Origin of the sequence: Paenibacillus taiwanensis DSM 18679, from assembly GCF_000425125.1 — a bacterium.
GTDB classification, from domain to species: Bacteria; Bacillota; Bacilli; order Paenibacillales; family Paenibacillaceae; genus Paenibacillus_B; species Paenibacillus_B taiwanensis.
This window is the reverse complement of sequence record NZ_AULE01000023.1, coordinates 101218-116898: the sequence shown is the minus strand read 5'-3', so window position 1 is coordinate 116898 and position 15681 is coordinate 101218. Positions and strand designations below refer to the sequence as shown.

At 46.7% G+C, this 15681-nt stretch carries 18 protein-coding genes; 7 read left to right on the top strand and 11 right to left on the bottom strand.

Going from position 1 to position 15681, the window contains the following annotated elements:
* Window positions 1–30: 30 nt before the first annotated feature.
* The 6 genes from H509_RS0102755 to H509_RS0102730 form a co-directional block, all read right to left on the bottom strand.
* Window positions 31–951: an ABC transporter ATP-binding protein gene (locus H509_RS0102755; protein WP_028543721.1), complete on the bottom strand. Its 921-nt coding sequence runs from the start codon at window positions 949–951 to the stop codon at window positions 31–33.
* 14 nt (window positions 952–965) lie between these two features.
* Window positions 966–1373, bottom strand: coding sequence for a DUF3021 domain-containing protein (locus H509_RS0102750; RefSeq protein WP_028543720.1), 408 nt, complete (start codon window positions 1371–1373; stop codon window positions 966–968).
* A complete protein-coding gene (locus H509_RS0102745) occupies window positions 1363–1824 on the bottom strand; it encodes a LytTR family DNA-binding domain-containing protein (RefSeq protein ID WP_028543719.1) in 462 nt (153 codons plus the stop codon). The genes H509_RS0102750 and H509_RS0102745 overlap by 11 nt, the downstream gene beginning before the upstream one ends.
* Window positions 1825–1994: 170 nt before the next feature.
* Window positions 1995–2114, bottom strand: coding sequence for an SDR family oxidoreductase (locus tag H509_RS27070; RefSeq protein ID WP_084159071.1), 120 nt, complete (start codon window positions 2112–2114; stop codon window positions 1995–1997).
* Window positions 2115–2162: 48 nt separating this feature from the next.
* Window positions 2163–3239, bottom strand: coding sequence for a dual-specificity RNA methyltransferase RlmN (rlmN, locus tag H509_RS0102735; protein ID WP_028543717.1), 1077 nt, complete (start codon window positions 3237–3239; stop codon window positions 2163–2165).
* A gap of 148 nt (window positions 3240–3387) precedes the next feature.
* Entirely contained in the window at window positions 3388–3747 is a 360-nt protein-coding gene (locus H509_RS0102730) for a winged helix-turn-helix transcriptional regulator (RefSeq protein ID WP_281169716.1), read from the bottom strand.
* A 208-nt stretch (window positions 3748–3955) separates the two neighbouring features.
* On the opposite strand from H509_RS0102730, the gene H509_RS24065 reads away from it, so the two are divergent.
* Both H509_RS24065 and H509_RS0102720 read left to right on the top strand, forming a co-directional pair.
* The gene (locus H509_RS24065; RefSeq protein ID WP_051286773.1) at window positions 3956–5173 is read left to right on the top strand and encodes an MFS transporter; all 1218 of its coding nucleotides are present in this window, start codon (window positions 3956–3958) and stop codon (window positions 5171–5173) included.
* Window positions 5174–5273: 100 nt separating this feature from the next.
* The gene (locus tag H509_RS0102720; RefSeq protein WP_028543715.1) at window positions 5274–6116 is read left to right on the top strand and encodes an aldo/keto reductase; all 843 of its coding nucleotides are present in this window, start codon (window positions 5274–5276) and stop codon (window positions 6114–6116) included.
* 178 nt (window positions 6117–6294) lie between these two features.
* Here the strand turns inward: H509_RS0102720 and H509_RS0102715 are convergent, their stop codons facing one another.
* Window positions 6295–7344, bottom strand: a complete 1050-nt coding sequence (locus H509_RS0102715) for an NAD(P)/FAD-dependent oxidoreductase (protein WP_028543714.1) — start codon at window positions 7342–7344, stop codon at window positions 6295–6297.
* Between the two features lie 207 nt (window positions 7345–7551).
* On the opposite strand from H509_RS0102715, the gene H509_RS0102710 reads away from it, so the two are divergent.
* The 4 genes from H509_RS0102710 (at window position 7552) to H509_RS0102695 (ending at window position 11382) form a co-directional block, all read left to right on the top strand.
* Complete coding sequence (locus H509_RS0102710; RefSeq protein WP_028543713.1) at window positions 7552–8343, top strand: ABC transporter ATP-binding protein; 792 nt, start codon at window positions 7552–7554, stop codon at window positions 8341–8343.
* Window positions 8344–8347: 4 nt separating this feature from the next.
* Window positions 8348–9277 (top strand): iron-hydroxamate ABC transporter substrate-binding protein, encoded by a 930-nt coding sequence (locus tag H509_RS0102705; protein ID WP_028543712.1) that lies wholly within the window; start codon window positions 8348–8350, stop codon window positions 9275–9277.
* A gap of 87 nt (window positions 9278–9364) precedes the next feature.
* Window positions 9365–10375 carry a FecCD family ABC transporter permease gene (locus H509_RS0102700; protein ID WP_028543711.1) on the top strand — a complete coding sequence of 337 codons (1011 nt, stop codon included), beginning with the start codon at window positions 9365–9367 and terminating at the stop codon, window positions 10373–10375.
* Window positions 10375–11382 carry a FecCD family ABC transporter permease gene (locus tag H509_RS0102695; protein WP_028543710.1) on the top strand — a complete coding sequence of 336 codons (1008 nt, stop codon included), beginning with the start codon at window positions 10375–10377 and terminating at the stop codon, window positions 11380–11382. Before H509_RS0102700 ends, H509_RS0102695 begins: the two co-directional genes overlap by 1 nt.
* Before the next feature lie 127 nt (window positions 11383–11509).
* Here H509_RS0102695 and H509_RS0102690 read toward each other — a convergent pair whose 3' ends face one another.
* Entirely contained in the window at window positions 11510–12613 is a 1104-nt protein-coding gene (locus H509_RS0102690; protein ID WP_028543709.1) for a saccharopine dehydrogenase family protein, read from the bottom strand.
* 80 nt (window positions 12614–12693) lie between these two features.
* A complete protein-coding gene (locus tag H509_RS0102685) occupies window positions 12694–13032 on the bottom strand; it encodes an ArsR/SmtB family transcription factor (protein WP_028543708.1) in 339 nt (112 codons plus the stop codon).
* Window positions 13033–13250: 218 nt separating this feature from the next.
* Between H509_RS0102685 and H509_RS0102680 the strand changes: the two genes are divergently transcribed.
* The gene (locus H509_RS0102680) at window positions 13251–14438 is read left to right on the top strand and encodes an NAD(P)/FAD-dependent oxidoreductase (protein ID WP_028543707.1); all 1188 of its coding nucleotides are present in this window, start codon (window positions 13251–13253) and stop codon (window positions 14436–14438) included.
* Window positions 14439–14619: 181 nt separating this feature from the next.
* Here H509_RS0102680 and H509_RS0102675 read toward each other — a convergent pair whose 3' ends face one another.
* Both H509_RS0102675 and H509_RS0102670 read right to left on the bottom strand, forming a co-directional pair.
* Window positions 14620–15126 (bottom strand): SRPBCC domain-containing protein, encoded by a 507-nt coding sequence (locus tag H509_RS0102675; protein WP_028543706.1) that lies wholly within the window; start codon window positions 15124–15126, stop codon window positions 14620–14622.
* A gap of 12 nt (window positions 15127–15138) precedes the next feature.
* On the bottom strand, window positions 15139–15483 hold the full coding sequence (locus H509_RS0102670; protein ID WP_028543705.1) for an ArsR/SmtB family transcription factor: 345 nt from the start codon (window positions 15481–15483) through the stop codon (window positions 15139–15141).
* Window positions 15484–15681 lie beyond the last annotated feature (198 nt).

Sequence of the window (15681 nt, the reverse complement as noted above, 5' to 3'; positions counted from 1 at the left end):
CTCCCCACTACATTATATTGGCATTAACGATTAATCGCGCAGTGCTGTACCTGTCAGTTTCAGAAACACACGGTCAAGCGAAGGCTTAACCAGCTCGAGTGCATGCACACGGGCACCCGCCTCAGCAAACAGTTGAGACAGATCACGTAAAGTATGTAGTGGTTGTTCGCTCTCCAACACCCAGCCCCGACCACGAGCACTTGCCCGCTTTATGCTGCTCAACTGTGGTGGTTCCGTTATGTAGTCAGACTCTACATATACAGCCTGATCGGCGTGCTGCTCCAATATTTCGTGCAAGCTGCCCTGTGCAATGACCGAACCGTGATCAATAATAGCGATATCGTCACACAGTGCCTCTACTTCCTCCATATAGTGAGTGGAATAGACGAGAGTCAGCCCTTCCTTCTTTAGACCCCGTATCATTTCAAATATATGATTTCGCGATTGTGGATCAATCCCTACTGTAGGCTCATCCAGAATAATTAATTGGGGCTGATGCAGCAGCGCCGCAGCCAAATTGATACGACGCTTCATCCCGCCCGAATAGGTTTCTACGGCTTCATTAGCCCGATCAGACAAGCCTACCTGCTCCAGAACATGTGCAATGCGCTGCTTCAGTTCAGCACCGTTTACTCCATACATTTCCCCAAAAAATTTCAAGTTCTGAACTGCGCTCAGCTTCTCGTACAATGTAATTTCCTGTGGTACATACCCAACGCGCTGTCTAATTTCGCTCATTTGATGACGTGTATCCATGCCAAATGCACGAATCATGCCACTGTCAGCCTGCAATATACCAGTCATAAGCTTCATTAGCGTTGACTTGCCCGCCCCATTCGGACCAAGCAGCCCAAAGCAGCTTCCTTCTTTTACGTGAACGTCTACTTGATCAAGTGCCGTTTTGCTGCCATATCGTTTAACTACATCCGCTACTTCAAGAACATGTTTCATTTCGTTATCCCCCTCTACTTAAATCTGACCGAATCATTAAGCTCTTTGGCTTGCTTTCTGTAATAAGATCGATACCCTAACCAGAATAGAGTATAAATAGCGCTAAAAATAACGAGTGACATCATCAGTGCTGTGAAGATAGGCGGAATCCAGCCAATCAGAAATGCCGTACTAAAATATACGATTAGTGAGAGCACATAATGAACAATTAGCTGCTTCAGCGGACTCCATTTATCGTAAGTAAATATAAAAGAAGCGAGGCCGAAGTAAGCGCCAATAATCATACTGCCTAACATATTCAGCCACAACACACGAACGGATACTTCCGCATCGTTCAGCATTAGTACGGTAAGTGATATAAACGTTATAATAGCAGCGTAACAAAACCCGACGGATATCCGTTTCACCATATCAATAATCATTTTTGACGCCTCCCAAAATTAACTGCTGTTTAAGTGCGTTTACATAGCTGCGAGAAACGTATTCCTTGCTTCCTGATTTAAAGTAGACACAAAGGTTGCCGTTAAACGCCAACTCAAACCTGTCAATTAAATCGATATTGCCGATAACCGATTTGGAAAATCGCATAAACTGAAGCGGAGTCAACAGTTCCTCCACTTCGTACAGCTTCATCTTCAGCTCTATCTTGCGTTGCTCCACAGATGCAAATACTTTTCGGCTTTCCGCAAAAATGTAATCAATATGTGCAGGATCTAGCAAAATCGACCTTTCGTCCTCTATACCCATCAGACGCTTGGATGCAGGGCTTTGCAGTTTGCTCATCAGCGCGGCTAGCTCTTCGGTCCACGCTTTGGCATGGATTGTTATCGTCGTTTCTTCGTAATTATCATTTAGATCGATATGTACCTTCAACGCTCATCACCCTCACTATATCTGTATCTTATTATGAATTAGATCATCTGCCATGTAACGACAACTGGAATAACCTGCTGTTATTACCGCCTCAATTACCCGATTTATGGTATGAAAATGAAACCTTCGCACAAAAAGGATCGTCCACTGGGACGATCCTTCCTCTAGTTCTACTTGCCAAAGTATCCACCTTCCGACTTGATCCATTGCCCGCTCACCCACTGCGAATCGTCACTTGCGATAAAAGTGATCAGCCTAGCAACGTCTTCTGGAATGCCAATCCGTCTCATCGGGAACTGCGGCAGCAAGTAATTTTATGATGCGAGCGCACCCTGATCCTAATCGGAAAGGGTGCCCTGCTCTTCGTTCATTTGTTTGCTTCTCAGCTGACCACAGGCCGCGTCGATGTCGGTTCCATGTTCCTGCCGAATACTACTATTAATGCCATGCTGCTTCAATACGTCAAAGAACCCTCGCACCGATTCCGGCTTGCTCCTCTGGTATTGACTATGTTCATCCACCGGGTTATAAGGGATCAAGTTTACGCTGACCGCATGGCGAATGTCCTTGATCAACTCCGCTAATTCGTGAGCTTGCTCTTGTTGATCGTTCACATCTTTAAGCAATATATACTCGAGCGCAATGCGTTGATTCGTGCGCTCCACGTAGTAATGAATCGCTGGCATAAGCTTCTCAATAGGGATAGCACGATTAATCTTCATAATGCGTGTCCGCAGCTCATTATTCGGCGCATGCAAAGAAATCGCAAGGTTGACCCGCAAGTTGAGATCAGCAAACTCCTTAATTTTCCCTGCCAGCCCGCTTGTCGATACGGTAATCCGTCTCGCACCAATTGCTAACCCCTTATGATCCGTCACCACATGAATAAAGTCTACAAGATTTGTAAAGTTGTCAAACGGCTCGCCGATCCCCATCACGACGATATGACTCACTTTCTCCCCCTGCTTGGCTTGATCGAGGTGAAGCTGAACTTTCATGATTTGGCTTACAATCTCGCCGCTCGACAAATCGCGGCTCTTCGCCAGCAGCCCGCTTGCACAGAAGCTGCAGCCGATGTTGCAGCCAACCTGCGTCGTTACACATACAGATAAGCCGTACTTGTGCCGCATCAGCACCGTCTCAATGAGATTTCCGTCCTCCAACATAAACAGAAACTTAACCGTGCCATCTGCGGATTCTTGCTTAACATGTTCCTTTAAGGTCGTAATCGCAAAGTGCTCCGCCAACACACGCAAGCAATCCGGGTTAACGTCAACCATCTCGGCAAAGTCGGTCACCCGCTTCCGATACAACCATTCCCACACTTGCGCAGCACGGAATTTCTTATGCCCATGACCAGCTAGCCATATTGTGAGTTGCTCCAAAGTTAGTCCATATATAGAAGGCTTATTCATTCCCTATCCTCATTTCACTACTGTAAAATTCAGCTCTAGTCTACTTGCACATCCGAAAGCTATTCTCGTCTATCTGTTTCAAGATCTCTTTTATGCTAGCTGAAGCGACATTCACAACCCTATCCTGCATGCGTCAGAAACAGAGCGCCTAGTCGTTTAACCCATTGTCCTCCAGCATTAAGGATTTATCTCCGTACTCTTTAATGATATGAATATTGCCCCAAGCACACAACGAGTCCAGAATCGGCTTTAAGCTCCACCCATATTCACTAAGCTCATATTCTACTTTGGGTGGTACTTGATTGTAGCTGATTCGATTGACGATACCGTCCCGTTCTAACTCTCTTAGCTGCTGTGTTAACATTTTTTGCGTAATCTTAGGCATAATACGCTTCAGATCACTTGTTCTTTTTCTGCCATGCGTCAGGTGGCATAAGATCACACATTTCCACTTGCCCCCGATGACCTCAAGCGTTGCCTCGACAGAGATGTTATACTTTTTTACCAACTTATCGATGCCTCCATTAAAATGAACTTCCCTAGTATCAGAGCACTATGAAGTCCTTACATTACTCTGAAGTGCCTATGTTACTTTAAAGTAACTATATAACTTTTTGGTCACTATATCACCAAAAAGTACGTACTATTCAACTTCATTCGAATAATACATAATAACATTTACCGGCCGGTATAACCAACCCTTAGGAGTGGAAGCCATGCAAATCAATCAACAAAAAAGTACGCTGGCGCTTCTAGCCTTGGCCATAAGTGCCTTTGCAATTGGAACAACCGAGTTTATCAGCATTGGGCTGCTCCCCCGTATTGCTGAAGACCTGCATATATCCGTCACAACGTCGGGGTTAACTGTTACTTTATATGCCTTAGGTGTTACTTTTGGGGCTCCCGTATTAACATCGCTGACTTCAAGTGTGTCACGCAAAACACTCTTGCTATGGATTATGCTCGTATTTATAGCCGGTAATAGCCTTGCCGCAGCGGCGGATAGCATTTCTGTACTGCTGATCGCACGTGTCATCTCTGCTTTTGCGCACGGCATTTTTATGTCCATCGGCTCTACAATTGCCGCAGCTCTAGTACCCGAGCATCGCAGGGCAAGTGCGATCTCGATCATGTTCTCGGGACTGACCGTCGCCACGGTTACCGGCGTTCCGATAGGTACGTTCATCGGCCAACAATTGGGATGGCGGGCTGCATTTGTCGCCATCGTAGCTGTAGGTGTCGTCGCCTTATTGGCTAACCTCTTGCTTGTACCTTCTGGCCTTCGTAAAGGTACACACACGCCGCTTCACGATCAAGTCAAGCTTGTAACTAACGGGCGACTGTTGTTAGCTTTTACGATTACGGCATTTGGGTACGGAGGCACCTTTGTAGTCTTCACTTACTTGTCCCCTTTACTGCGTGATATAACCGGATTTGGGGAAAATACGATAACGATCATTTTGCTGTTATACGGCGTCGCTATTGCGATCGGAAATGTTGTCGGGGGAAAAGCGGCTAATCGCAAGCCGATTGATGCCCTATTCTATATGTTTATTTTACAGGCAATTGTACTGGTGCTGCTGTTATTTACAGCTCCGTTTAAAGTGATGGGTATAATTACGATTATTGTCATGGGATTTCTTGCATTCATGAGTGTGCCTGGACTGCAAGTATACGTCGTAATACTGGCTGAACGTTATGCGCCAAGTGCAGTTGATGTGGCTTCAGCTGTTAATATTGCCGCCTTTAACGCAGGTATTGCCATCGGCGCCTACATGGGTGGAGTCGTCGCTGACAAACTGGGACTCATTCATACGACTTGGGTAGGCGCCCTGATGGTGCTGGGCGCAGTCTTGCTGACCGGATGGAGCCGTCACCTTGAAAGAAAGCACGCCGCCATCCCTAAAATCACTCATGCGTGTCCTACCGTTTAAAGGCGCGTATCGGCAATCTTTACAGTAATCTTTACAGTAGTCGATAAAGTAATCTTTACAGCAACAGCAAGGGCACAACCTTAAAGGAGGAAGCTTACACATGGTACAACATTTACGATCTAACACGACTTTATATAATGGTGTTCAAATGCCTTGGCTCGGTATCGGTGTATTCAAGGTCGAGGATGGTGACGATCTCGTCAACGCAGTAACTACCGCGATACAACATGGTTATCGCAGCATTGATACAGCAGCTATTTATCAAAATGAAACAAGTGTTGGTCAAGCGATCAATGCGTGTATTCAAAATGGTGCTGTGACAAGAGAGGAGCTGTTTATAACCTCCAAAGTGTGGAATGCTGATCTCGGCTATGAGTCCACTTTAGCGGCCTATGAGGCAAGCCTCAACCGACTCGGCCTGCCCTATTTGGACTTGTACCTCATTCATTGGCCGGTAGAAGGCAAATATAAAGAGGCTTGGCGGGCGTTGGAGACTTTATACAAGGAAGGCAAAGTCAAAGCGATTGGGGTCAGCAACTTTCAGACCCACCATTTACAGGATTTGATGCGAGAGGCTGACATAAAACCGATGGTGAATCAAGTCGAGCTTCATCCGTATTTGACTCAACAGGAGTTGCAGCAGTTTTGCGGTGAGCATAACATTCAGCTTGAGGCTTGGTCACCTTTGATGCAGGGGCAGTTACTCAACCATCCGGTCTTGCAGGACATTGCGCAAGGTCACAACAAGTCGGTCGCGCAAGTTATTATTCGTTGGGATCTACAGCGGGGCATCGTTACGATTCCAAAATCAACGAAGCAGCACCGTATTATCGAGAACGCAGCCGTGTTCGACTTTGCGCTCACAGCAGAGGAAATGGCACGTATCGATAGCCTGAATCAAAATTTTCGGGTCGGACCGGACCCAGACAACTTTGATTTCTAAAAAAGACATGAAGAAGCCGTGCCTCTTTATCGAAAAGGCACGGCTTCTTATATTTAAGGCTGCATGATGATCCTGCTATCCAGTACATGATCTGCACCCTTGTCAGCACTTTCTCGGCACTTTGCAGCACTTTTCAAGTGCCTTACCAGCATCCTTTCGGAACCGCGTCCACCAATACTCACTTCATCATCTGCTTCACAAGTTCACGATTGCGTTCCTTGAATAAATCGTTATGCGAGGACACCATCGCATGCCCACGAGCTTCTGGTTCGATAAACTGCTTCGCTTTATTCACCGCGTTTGCTGCATCCTGGAATGCGCCTGCGATCAAATGCAGCTTTCCTTCATGGTGCAAAATGTCACCTGCTGCGTACAAGCCTGGAATTGAAGATTCGCTGCTCGCGTTACCCGCAATGTAGAAATCTTCCACCATTTTAATATCCAACTGGCTGTTGGACAGCAAAGCCGTATCACGCTCGTATCCGTGGTTAATGATCACTTCTTCAACTTCAAGCTGCGACACTTCGCCTGTGCTGTTGTTTGTAAGCTCAACTCGTTCGATTGTTTGATGGTCCGCACCCGCAATCAGCTTAGTAATCGTCGTCTCAAAGAAACATTCTACTGTGCTGTTCATCAGTTGGGACACTTGTGCTTCATGGCCGGACAACGCTTCCTTCCGATAAGTTAAATATACCTTCTTCGCGATAGGCTCTAGCTCATTTGCCCAATCAACTGCAGAGTTGCCTCCGCCTGAAATGACTACCGTTTTATCCTTGAAATGAAGCAGCGATTTCACCGTATAGCTTAAATTAGACACTTCAAAGCGCTCAGCACCTTCAATCTCTAATTTCTGCGGCATCAATATGCCGCCGCCTATCGCTACAATGACCGTCTTCGAATAATGCTTGCGGCCAGATGCCGCATGAAGCACAAACAAACCTTCATCGTTGCGTGTAATCGACTCTACTTTTTCATTTAATACTACTTCCGGCTGGAACGTCAGTCCCTGCTCCACCATCTGCTTTATTAATTTATCTCCACTTGTCGGCACCAATCCGCCCACATCCCAAATCATTTTTTCAGGGTACACGTGCACCTTGCCACCTAAGTACGGCTGAAACTCAATCAATTTCGTTTTCATTTCCCGAAGTCCGCTATAAAAAGCAGAGAAAAGCCCTGCTGGTCCCCCACCGATAATGGTTACATCAAACAATTCTGCGTCTACCATATATATCACTCCTTTGGAAATATATTAGTATTGATTATCATTATCAATTAAATATACGCCTTTCCCCCAATATTTACAATGCTCAAGAACAATTGACAACATAAAAAGATACAATTATATTAATGAAGTCAATATTGATTATCATTATCAATGATAAATTGGCTGCATCAGCATTGATTTTATTCTAGGATTCTGGGAGGTCACAGCATGGTTCGCTTGTATACGGATCATCTGAACATAAGTTATGGTGAGCGCATCATTGTCAAAGATCTCAGTGTCCAAATTCCTGACAAAAAAATGACGACCATCATCGGTGCCAATGGATGCGGAAAATCAACTTTATTAAAAGCTATCACTCGAATTATTCCGCTTCAATCTGGAGCCGTCATCTTGGACGGAGCTCATATTGCCCAGCAAAATACAAAGCTGCTGGCCAAAAAAATGGCCATCCTGCCGCAAACACCTGAGAGCGCAAGCGGATTAACGGTCGGAGAGCTTGTGTCTTACGGTCGGTTTCCTTATCAAAAGGGATTCGGGCGTTTAACTCAAAATGATATTGGTGTGATCGAATGGGCACTTGAAGTAACGGGTACCTCAGACTTTAAGTATCGTCCCGTAGACGCCTTGTCAGGCGGCCAGCGACAACGGGTATGGATTGCGATGGCACTCGCACAAGAGACAGAAATAATATTTCTCGATGAGCCGACCACTTATTTAGATATGGCGCATCAGCTTGAAGTTCTGGAGCTGCTTCAAAAGCTAAACGTCGAGCAAGAGCGCACAATCGTGATGGTTCTCCATGACTTAAATCAGGCGGCCCGCTTTGCAGACTATATGATCGCTATGAAGGACGGCGAGATCGTCAAGGCCGGCAATTGTGAAGAGGTCATGAAACGTGACGTGCTCAAGGAAGTATTTCAGATTGATGCGGAGATCGGCCGCGATCCGCGGACCCATAAACCGATGTGCGTCACCTACAACTTAGTTAAGGGAGAATAACATAATGAAAAAAGTTCTAATTCCATTTTTGCTGCTTTGCGTATTTATGATTAGCGCGTGCGGCAACAATCAGCCTGTTGAGAAAAAGGAAGAGGCCGCAGCCCCAACGGCAAGCAAATCGGGTAAAATAACGTATCAATCGGAAAATGGCCCTGTTGAAGTACCTGCCGATCCTAAACGTGTCATCGTCCTGTCCACTTTTGCAGGAAATGTAATGGCCTTGAACGTCAACCTTGTTGGCGTCGACTCTTGGTCCAAAATGAATCCACGCTTTGATTCAACACTTAAAGATGTGGCAGAAGTTTCTGATGAGAACCTGGAAAAAATTATTGAGCTGCAACCTGATCTAATTGTGGGCTTGTCCACCATTAAAAACGTGGATAAATTAAAGCAAATTGCACCAACTGTCACCTATACTTACGGCAAAGTCGATTACCTGACACAACACCTGGAAATCGGCAAACTGTTAAATAAAGAAAAAGAGGCAAAAGCCTGGATCGATGATTTCAAACAACGTGCGCAACAAGCTGGAACGGACATCAAAGCGAAGATTGGTGAAAATACAACCGTGTCGGTTATTGAGAACTTTGACAAGCAACTGTACGTGTTTGGCGATAACTGGGGCCGTGGAACCGAAATTATTTATCAAGAAATGAAATTAAAAATGCCCGATAAAGTTAAAGAGATGGCACTCAAAGCAGGTTACTACGCTCTATCGCTTGAAGTACTGCCTCAATTTGCAGGGGATTATATGATCTTCAGCAAAAGCAAAGATACGGACAATTCGTTCCAACAGACCGATACGTACAAGAACATTGCTGCCGTTAAGAATAATAAAGTGTTTGAAGTGAATGCTAAGGAGTTCTACTTTAACGATCCGATCACCTTGGACTTCCAACTTGAGTTCTTTAAGCAAAGCTTTCTTGGCAATTAAGTCTAGGCAACTAAGTAAGGTAGAAAAGGGATTCTTATTATAAGAATTCCTTTTCCTTTATTCTATTACAGAAGAGATGAGACACTGATGACGACACCTGATCAACGTTCCATCCCATACACAGCCAAATGGATTGCGGCTAGCTTGTTATTTATCGTTATGTTTGTCATCTCTATGATGCTAGGCGCAGCAGACACGTCTATTCGCGAAGTGTGGCTCGCGCTGACGTCCCCCAGCGCAACGGGTGACGCCATCTCGATGCTTCGCGAGATTCGGTTGCCTCGCGAAGTTGGCGCGCTTGCCGTAGGTGCCGCACTCGCCGTATCCGGCGCTATTATGCAGGGGATGACCCGCAATCCGTTGGCTGATCCTGGCCTGCTCGGCTTAACATCTGGCGCCAACGCCGCGCTCGCTATCACAATTGCGCTGCTGCCAACGGTTAACTATTTAGGCATCACGGTTGCTTGCTTTATAGGTGCTGCTGCCGGTGCCCTGCTGGTATTTGGCATCGGCGCGGCCAAGAAAGGCGGTTTCTCTCCGCTTCGAATCGTGCTGGCCGGTTCCGCCGTATCCGCCTTCTTATACGCCATTGCCGAGGGCATCGGTATATACTTCAAGATTTCACAGGATGTGTCCATGTGGACAGCAGGCGGGGTTATCGGCACATCATGGAACCAGCTTCAAATTATTGTTCCGTTTATCATTGTAGGCATTTTGATTACGATGGTTCTCTCCAGACAGCTTACTATTCTTAGTCTCAGTGAAGAGGTTGCCGTTGGCCTTGGACAAAAGACGTCCGTTATCAAAGCGCTCTTATTTGTAGTTATTATTTTACTTACAGGCGCTTCGGTAGCCCTTGTTGGCAATATGGCGTTTATCGGCTTGATGGTGCCCCATATCGTCCGTACGATCGTTGGAACAGACTATCGATACATCGTTCCGATGACTGCCATAGTTGGCGGTACATATATGTTAATGGCAGATACGCTTGGGCGCACGATCAACATGCCTTTTGAGACACCCGTAGCGGCCATTGTCGCCATGATGGGCTTGCCTTTCTTCCTGTTTATCGTACATAAAGGAGGTAAAGGATTCTAATGATTGAGCCCTCACTAATTCGCAGACAACGCTTGTTTGTACTCATGCTTGCTGCCTTGATTGCCATCACAATTGTAGTCGGCTTAGGACATGGGTATTCATCCCTGTCATATGACCGGCTGCTCCCTACCTTATTTGGCCAAGGTACGTTTAAAGAAAGCTTTGTCTTGTTCTCGATTCGCTTGCCGCGCATCATCATTACACTGTTGGCTGGTATGGCGCTCGCCTTGTCTGGAGCCATTTTGCAAAGTATTACGCGTAATGATCTGGCCGACCCTGGCATCATTGGCATTAACTCGGGCGCTGGTGTGGGGATTGCATTGTTTGTATTATATTTTCCAATTGATACAGGGTCCTTTGTTTACATGCTGCCGTTAATTGCTTTTATCGGGGCGATGCTGACCGCATGCTTGATCTATTTATTCTCATACAGCCGTAGTTCAGGCCTTCAGCCTGTACGCTTAGTCTTGGTTGGGATCGGCTTCTCGCTCGCACTTTCTGGAGTTATGATCGTAATAATCTCTTCCGCCCAACGCATTCAGGTTGACTTTATTGCGAAGTGGCTCGCAGGCAACATTTGGGGCACCGATTGGCCTTTTATATGGACATTACTGCCTTGGCTTATCGTGTTAATTCCGTTTGCGCTCTACAAAGCCAACAAACTTAACCTGCTTGCCCTTAATGAGCCCGTAGCTATCGGTGTTGGTGTGCAGATGGAGAAAGAACGAATTGTACTGCTGCTTACAGCCGTTGCATTGGCAGCATCTGCTGTATCTGTAACAGGTGGTATTGCCTTTGTAGGGCTGATGGCTCCACATATTGCCAAGTCGCTAGTTGGTCCACGACATCAGCTGTTTCTGCCGCTGGCTATTCTGCTTGGCGGCTGGCTTTTGCTCATCGCAGATACGATTGGACGTAACGTGGCCGAGCCTGACGGCATACCTGTAGGCATAATAGTAGCCCTGATCGGTGCGCCGTATTTTGTTTATTTGTTATTGAAAAAGTAAAGCAGCAAGAGGAGCTGGGCTTTAAGCCGGAAGGCTCCTCTTTCTATTGGTTGAACCCCTGCAAGGACAAAACAGAAGGTGCTGCTTATGACGGGTTTAATTTCCCTCTCCTTAGCAACCGTGATCCTCATCTTGCTTCGTTTATTACAACCCCATGCGCACGATAATAATCAAACACGTTAGTCGCGCTGACACCAAGGTCCAGCAGTTCCTCTGGATAGTAGGCCCGCGGGTTTCGCCAATAGTTGTCCGCAGCTCGCACAATGTTCTCGGCCTGAATAGCAGCCCCCAGTGCGGTCAGATGAGTCTGACCTAACGGGTCTGTCAATTGAATCGTTCTTTCTTCGTATTGCCCTTCCACATTACGACCACGAATATGAATAACGAGATAATGCGGCTGTCCATTGCCCGGATTGTACAGCACACTATGTCGCACTCGCCGAAACCGCTCACCGCTTAAACGCCCCCATAATCCTGTTCTCACCATTGCAACAAGCGCGCACGTAGATGCTTTGTTATCAAAAGCGATCCGAAAATGAGCTGCGCTAATATTTTTGTCCTTTACTAGTGTCACATGGTCAGGCGTATCCAAGCGGTAGCTTTTTGTAATGTAATCGTTAGGGAAGCGGACCTTAATCGGATCTGTCATCGGATAAACAGAGCGCTTGACCTTGTTTTCAACGATATCAAATGGGATGGACAGACGATCCATATACGCCGTCGAATCAGGTCCTGCCTTATCCTTCAAAGAATAGAGCGCATGAATGTTAATGTGTGTATCCCACAGCCCTTCTGAAATGATTTTGGCGAACAAGGCCGCTGTGCCGCCCATCCAGCCAGAAGAAAAGATGACAGGTGTACTCGTGTTAACCTCTTCCAACTTGTTAAACGCATGTATAAAGCGCTCGGTCCAGCGCGTAACGTCTACTAGCGGTATCCTTCTTCGCACAGCCGACAGCAGTAAGCGATCCTCCAGATCGTTGACCACATTGATAATTAACGTTAGCTCCTCGGTAACATGCTCCAACGGGTCCTCCGCCATGTTGTTTACGCTAACGGTTTGTACGCTTTTTTCTTCAAAAGGGACGGGCCGATTCGGATTACGCCCACCCAGCAAGATGATCATCCCGGGATGTCGTTGCAGTAAAATACGTGCAATCTGGCTCCCTACCACACCGTACCCGCCAACAATCAATACTGTTTGTCTAGCTCCTTTTGTTTGGCTCTTCATTGCACATGCTCCTTTTTATTATGTTTATATGTTTAAACTTATCAACATATAGCGGTTAAAAATAGGGACAGCTCCTGCCCCTATTTCTGATCGTTTGATACAGTCAAACATTCCTCTTCCACAAGCATAACAAGCTGCTTTAACAGCGATATTGCTTCCTCAAACTCCAGGCGATAATGCAATTCGGTGCCTTTTTTGGTTGCTTGGAGCAAGCCTGCTTGCTTTAGTATCTTTAAATGATGAGATACCGTTGGACGCGACATTGGAATATGCTCCGCTATCTGCGTTACGTTAAGGCTCTCCTTATCCATGAGAAGCGCAATAATCTGCTGACGAACGGGATCGCCCATACCATGAAAGTAAGGACTGAGCTTACCCAGCATGTCAATCGACTTGCTTGTGCAGTTAGGTGTAGTCATATTTCACTCCGTTGATAAGTTTAATTATTTAAACGGATTATAATACAGCTATGATCTCATTTCAACCTGTACGAAAAAATAAACCGTTATGATAGGCTGCTAGTTATCTCAATATTTATACCCTGCCGTAATTTAATTTTCGGAATCCCATCATCTTGTCACAAAACGCTCTCCCCATTCGCCTTATAGATATAATCCCATTTAAGGAGATGGTTCAAATGACACCATTCACATGTATCGTCGTGGGCGGAGGTTACGCCGGTATTCATGCGCTGCAAGCCCTTCGCCAATCGCTTGGCGAACAAGTAAAGGGGCGGGAGGTTCGGTTCATCTTAATGGATAAGCAGCCGCATCATCTGCGTAAAGTATTGTTATTTAAGCCTGCTGCGGCAGACATGAATATAACTTTGCCGCTCAAAGAGCTCTTTTCGGAAGGGGTGGAGGTGATCCAAGGCACCGTTAGCGCCTTGGAGCCCACGCACCGCAAGCTTCATTACACCGATGAGGACGGCGCTACGCAATCTATCGGCTATGATGTCATCGTATTGGCGCTTGGCAGTGTAATTCGGGAAGCAGCACCTGCACAAGGCGGCATTACACTGTCCAGCATCCATGCGGCTGCAACGATCCGCAAGTTATGGCTTGCGAACCTCCAGCAAGCCGTTCGTGAGCCGAATGCAGCACTGAGGCAGCGATTGCTTACACTCGCTGTTGCAGGAGCAGGCATTAGCGGCATCGAAACTGCGGCAGAGCTGGCTCATGCTATACGCGCGGCTGCGGTAGGGCTTGGCCTTAATCCTGCGGACGTGAAGGTGTACTTGCTGAACGCGCAGGATACTTTGTTGCCGAACGGCCCTGCCAAGATGGCCCGTAAGCTGGAGCGAAGCTTGGCAGACTGCGGTGTAACCGTCCTTCATCGAAAGAAGGCGCTGCACGAGCAGGACGGTCAGCTTACACTCGCAGACGGTGATGTCATTCCGGTTGGTGTCTGCGTCTGGACACTTGGCCTGCTGCCGAATCCGATCGTACGCAGCCTAGGGCTGCCCGTCACACCGGAAGGGCAGCTCGTCGTAGATGCTTCATACCGCGTCAAGGGTTGCTCATGTATATACAGCATTGGCGACTGTGCCCGAATCGTGGACCCTGCCAGCGGGCAGGTGGATCAGATGACCTGCAAAGAAGGCAACGCTCAAGCCGCGAGATTAGGCAAAATTGTCTTTGCCGATTTACAAGGCACTGCTGCACCTTCCCACAAAAGCTTTATGGACTTCTTCTGTGTGGGATTAGGACCCAATCGCGGTGTAGTATGGACACGATATAGGGGGCTCGACATCATCTTAACCGGCAAGATCGGTTGGAAAATTCGGCAGCTCACTTGGAACATGGCCAGCTTAATCAAGTCATAAATTTCTGCGTATCCAAAGGTAACAACACAACAACCGATGAACACACAGCAAAAGGGGCGTCTCTAAGTCGAAAAATCGACTTTGAGATAGCCCCTTGTATGATTCTGCTATTCTATTAACGTCCGAGACTGAGCATAGTAGTCGTTCTGTTATGCAAGCCTAGGCGAAGCACCACGTAATCCTATACACTTTGCACATACTCATCAAGGCGATCCCATGTTTCTGTTATGCCCTGCTCCATCCCCATCTTCATCACGTTATCCAATGCTTCCGCAGATTCATAACGTGATCGGCAAATCAGCTTCGTCTTGCCTTCCTCTTCAATAAACGTCACGGTGACCTGCGAGGATGGCATACCTTCTGTCACATTACCATCCGCGTCGGAAAAATAATCTACATACACAAGCTTCTCAGGCGCTATAATCTCCTGATAGACGGCCTTGCCCCACGACTCAAATCCAAAAAAATCACCCTGATTCTTGTCCTCGCACTTCATACAGTAATGCCATACGCCGCCTTCGCGAAAATCAACATGGCATACTGTTACGTTCCAGCCTCGCGGCCCCCACCATTGCTTCAAATGCTCAGCTTCAGAGAACACTTTAAACACGAGTTCGCGTGGTGCATGAAACACGCGCTCCAAAATAAGCTCTGCGCCTTCTACTCTTGTGATCATCGTACTGGACATTATTAATTCCTCCTATTCAGGCACATCGTCCTGTTGGTGATTATCCCTTTGCAACTGCTGCAAGTAATGATCCAAGTTGTCAAAGCGCTCACTCCAAACCTTGCGATAGGACTCAAGCCAAGTATCAAGCGCTTGGAACGGCTCCTGTCGGAGTCTATAATGGCGACGGTTCGCCACTGCCTCAACCTCAACCAGGCCTGCCTCCAGCAATACACGCAAATGCTTGGACGCTTGTGGCTGACGCAATTCAAGCCGTTCTGCAATCTCCCCTACAGTCAAAGGGCCTTGCCGCAATAGCTCGATTATACGCAAGCGATTTGGTTCTGACAGCGCACTAAAAGTTGTAATATCCTTCATGATGTAGTCCCTGCTAATGTAGCGTTGGTATGGAGTACGTTATGAGTTATGGGCTCGTTCTCATACATATTAACTCACCTGATTTCATCTGTTCTGTACCCTTGCATATAATATACTATGAAGGGAATATTCCTGTAAAGGAATATTTATTTTTAACTAATTTGTAGGTGTGCCAAGCCTTGTATTGCGGCATCATAC

Coding starts and splice junctions, on each gene's coding strand:
- H509_RS0102755 (WP_028543721.1), bottom strand. CDS start 951: ATGAAACATGTTCTTGAAGTAGCGGATGTAGTTAAACGATATGGCAGC.
- H509_RS0102750 (WP_028543720.1), bottom strand. CDS start 1,373: ATGATTATTGATATGGTGAAACGGATATCCGTCGGGTTTTGTTACGCT.
- H509_RS27070 (WP_084159071.1), bottom strand. CDS start 2,114: ATGAGACGGATTGGCATTCCAGAAGACGTTGCTAGGCTGATCACTTTT.
- rlmN (WP_028543717.1), bottom strand. CDS start 3,239: ATGAATAAGCCTTCTATATATGGACTAACTTTGGAGCAACTCACAATA.
- H509_RS24065 (WP_051286773.1), top strand. CDS start 3,956: ATGCAAATCAATCAACAAAAAAGTACGCTGGCGCTTCTAGCCTTGGCC.
- H509_RS0102720 (WP_028543715.1), top strand. CDS start 5,274: ATGGTACAACATTTACGATCTAACACGACTTTATATAATGGTGTTCAA.
- H509_RS0102715 (WP_028543714.1), bottom strand. CDS start 7,344: ATGGTAGACGCAGAATTGTTTGATGTAACCATTATCGGTGGGGGACCA.
- H509_RS0102710 (WP_028543713.1), top strand. CDS start 7,552: ATGGTTCGCTTGTATACGGATCATCTGAACATAAGTTATGGTGAGCGC.
- H509_RS0102705 (WP_028543712.1), top strand. CDS start 8,348: ATGAAAAAAGTTCTAATTCCATTTTTGCTGCTTTGCGTATTTATGATT.
- H509_RS0102700 (WP_028543711.1), top strand. CDS start 9,365: ATGACGACACCTGATCAACGTTCCATCCCATACACAGCCAAATGGATT.
- H509_RS0102695 (WP_028543710.1), top strand. CDS start 10,375: ATGATTGAGCCCTCACTAATTCGCAGACAACGCTTGTTTGTACTCATG.
- H509_RS0102690 (WP_028543709.1), bottom strand. CDS start 12,613: ATGAAGAGCCAAACAAAAGGAGCTAGACAAACAGTATTGATTGTTGGC.
- H509_RS0102685 (WP_028543708.1), bottom strand. CDS start 13,032: ATGACTACACCTAACTGCACAAGCAAGTCGATTGACATGCTGGGTAAG.
- H509_RS0102680 (WP_028543707.1), top strand. CDS start 13,251: ATGACACCATTCACATGTATCGTCGTGGGCGGAGGTTACGCCGGTATT.
- H509_RS0102675 (WP_028543706.1), bottom strand. CDS start 15,126: ATGTCCAGTACGATGATCACAAGAGTAGAAGGCGCAGAGCTTATTTTG.
- H509_RS0102670 (WP_028543705.1), bottom strand. CDS start 15,483: ATGAAGGATATTACAACTTTTAGTGCGCTGTCAGAACCAAATCGCTTG.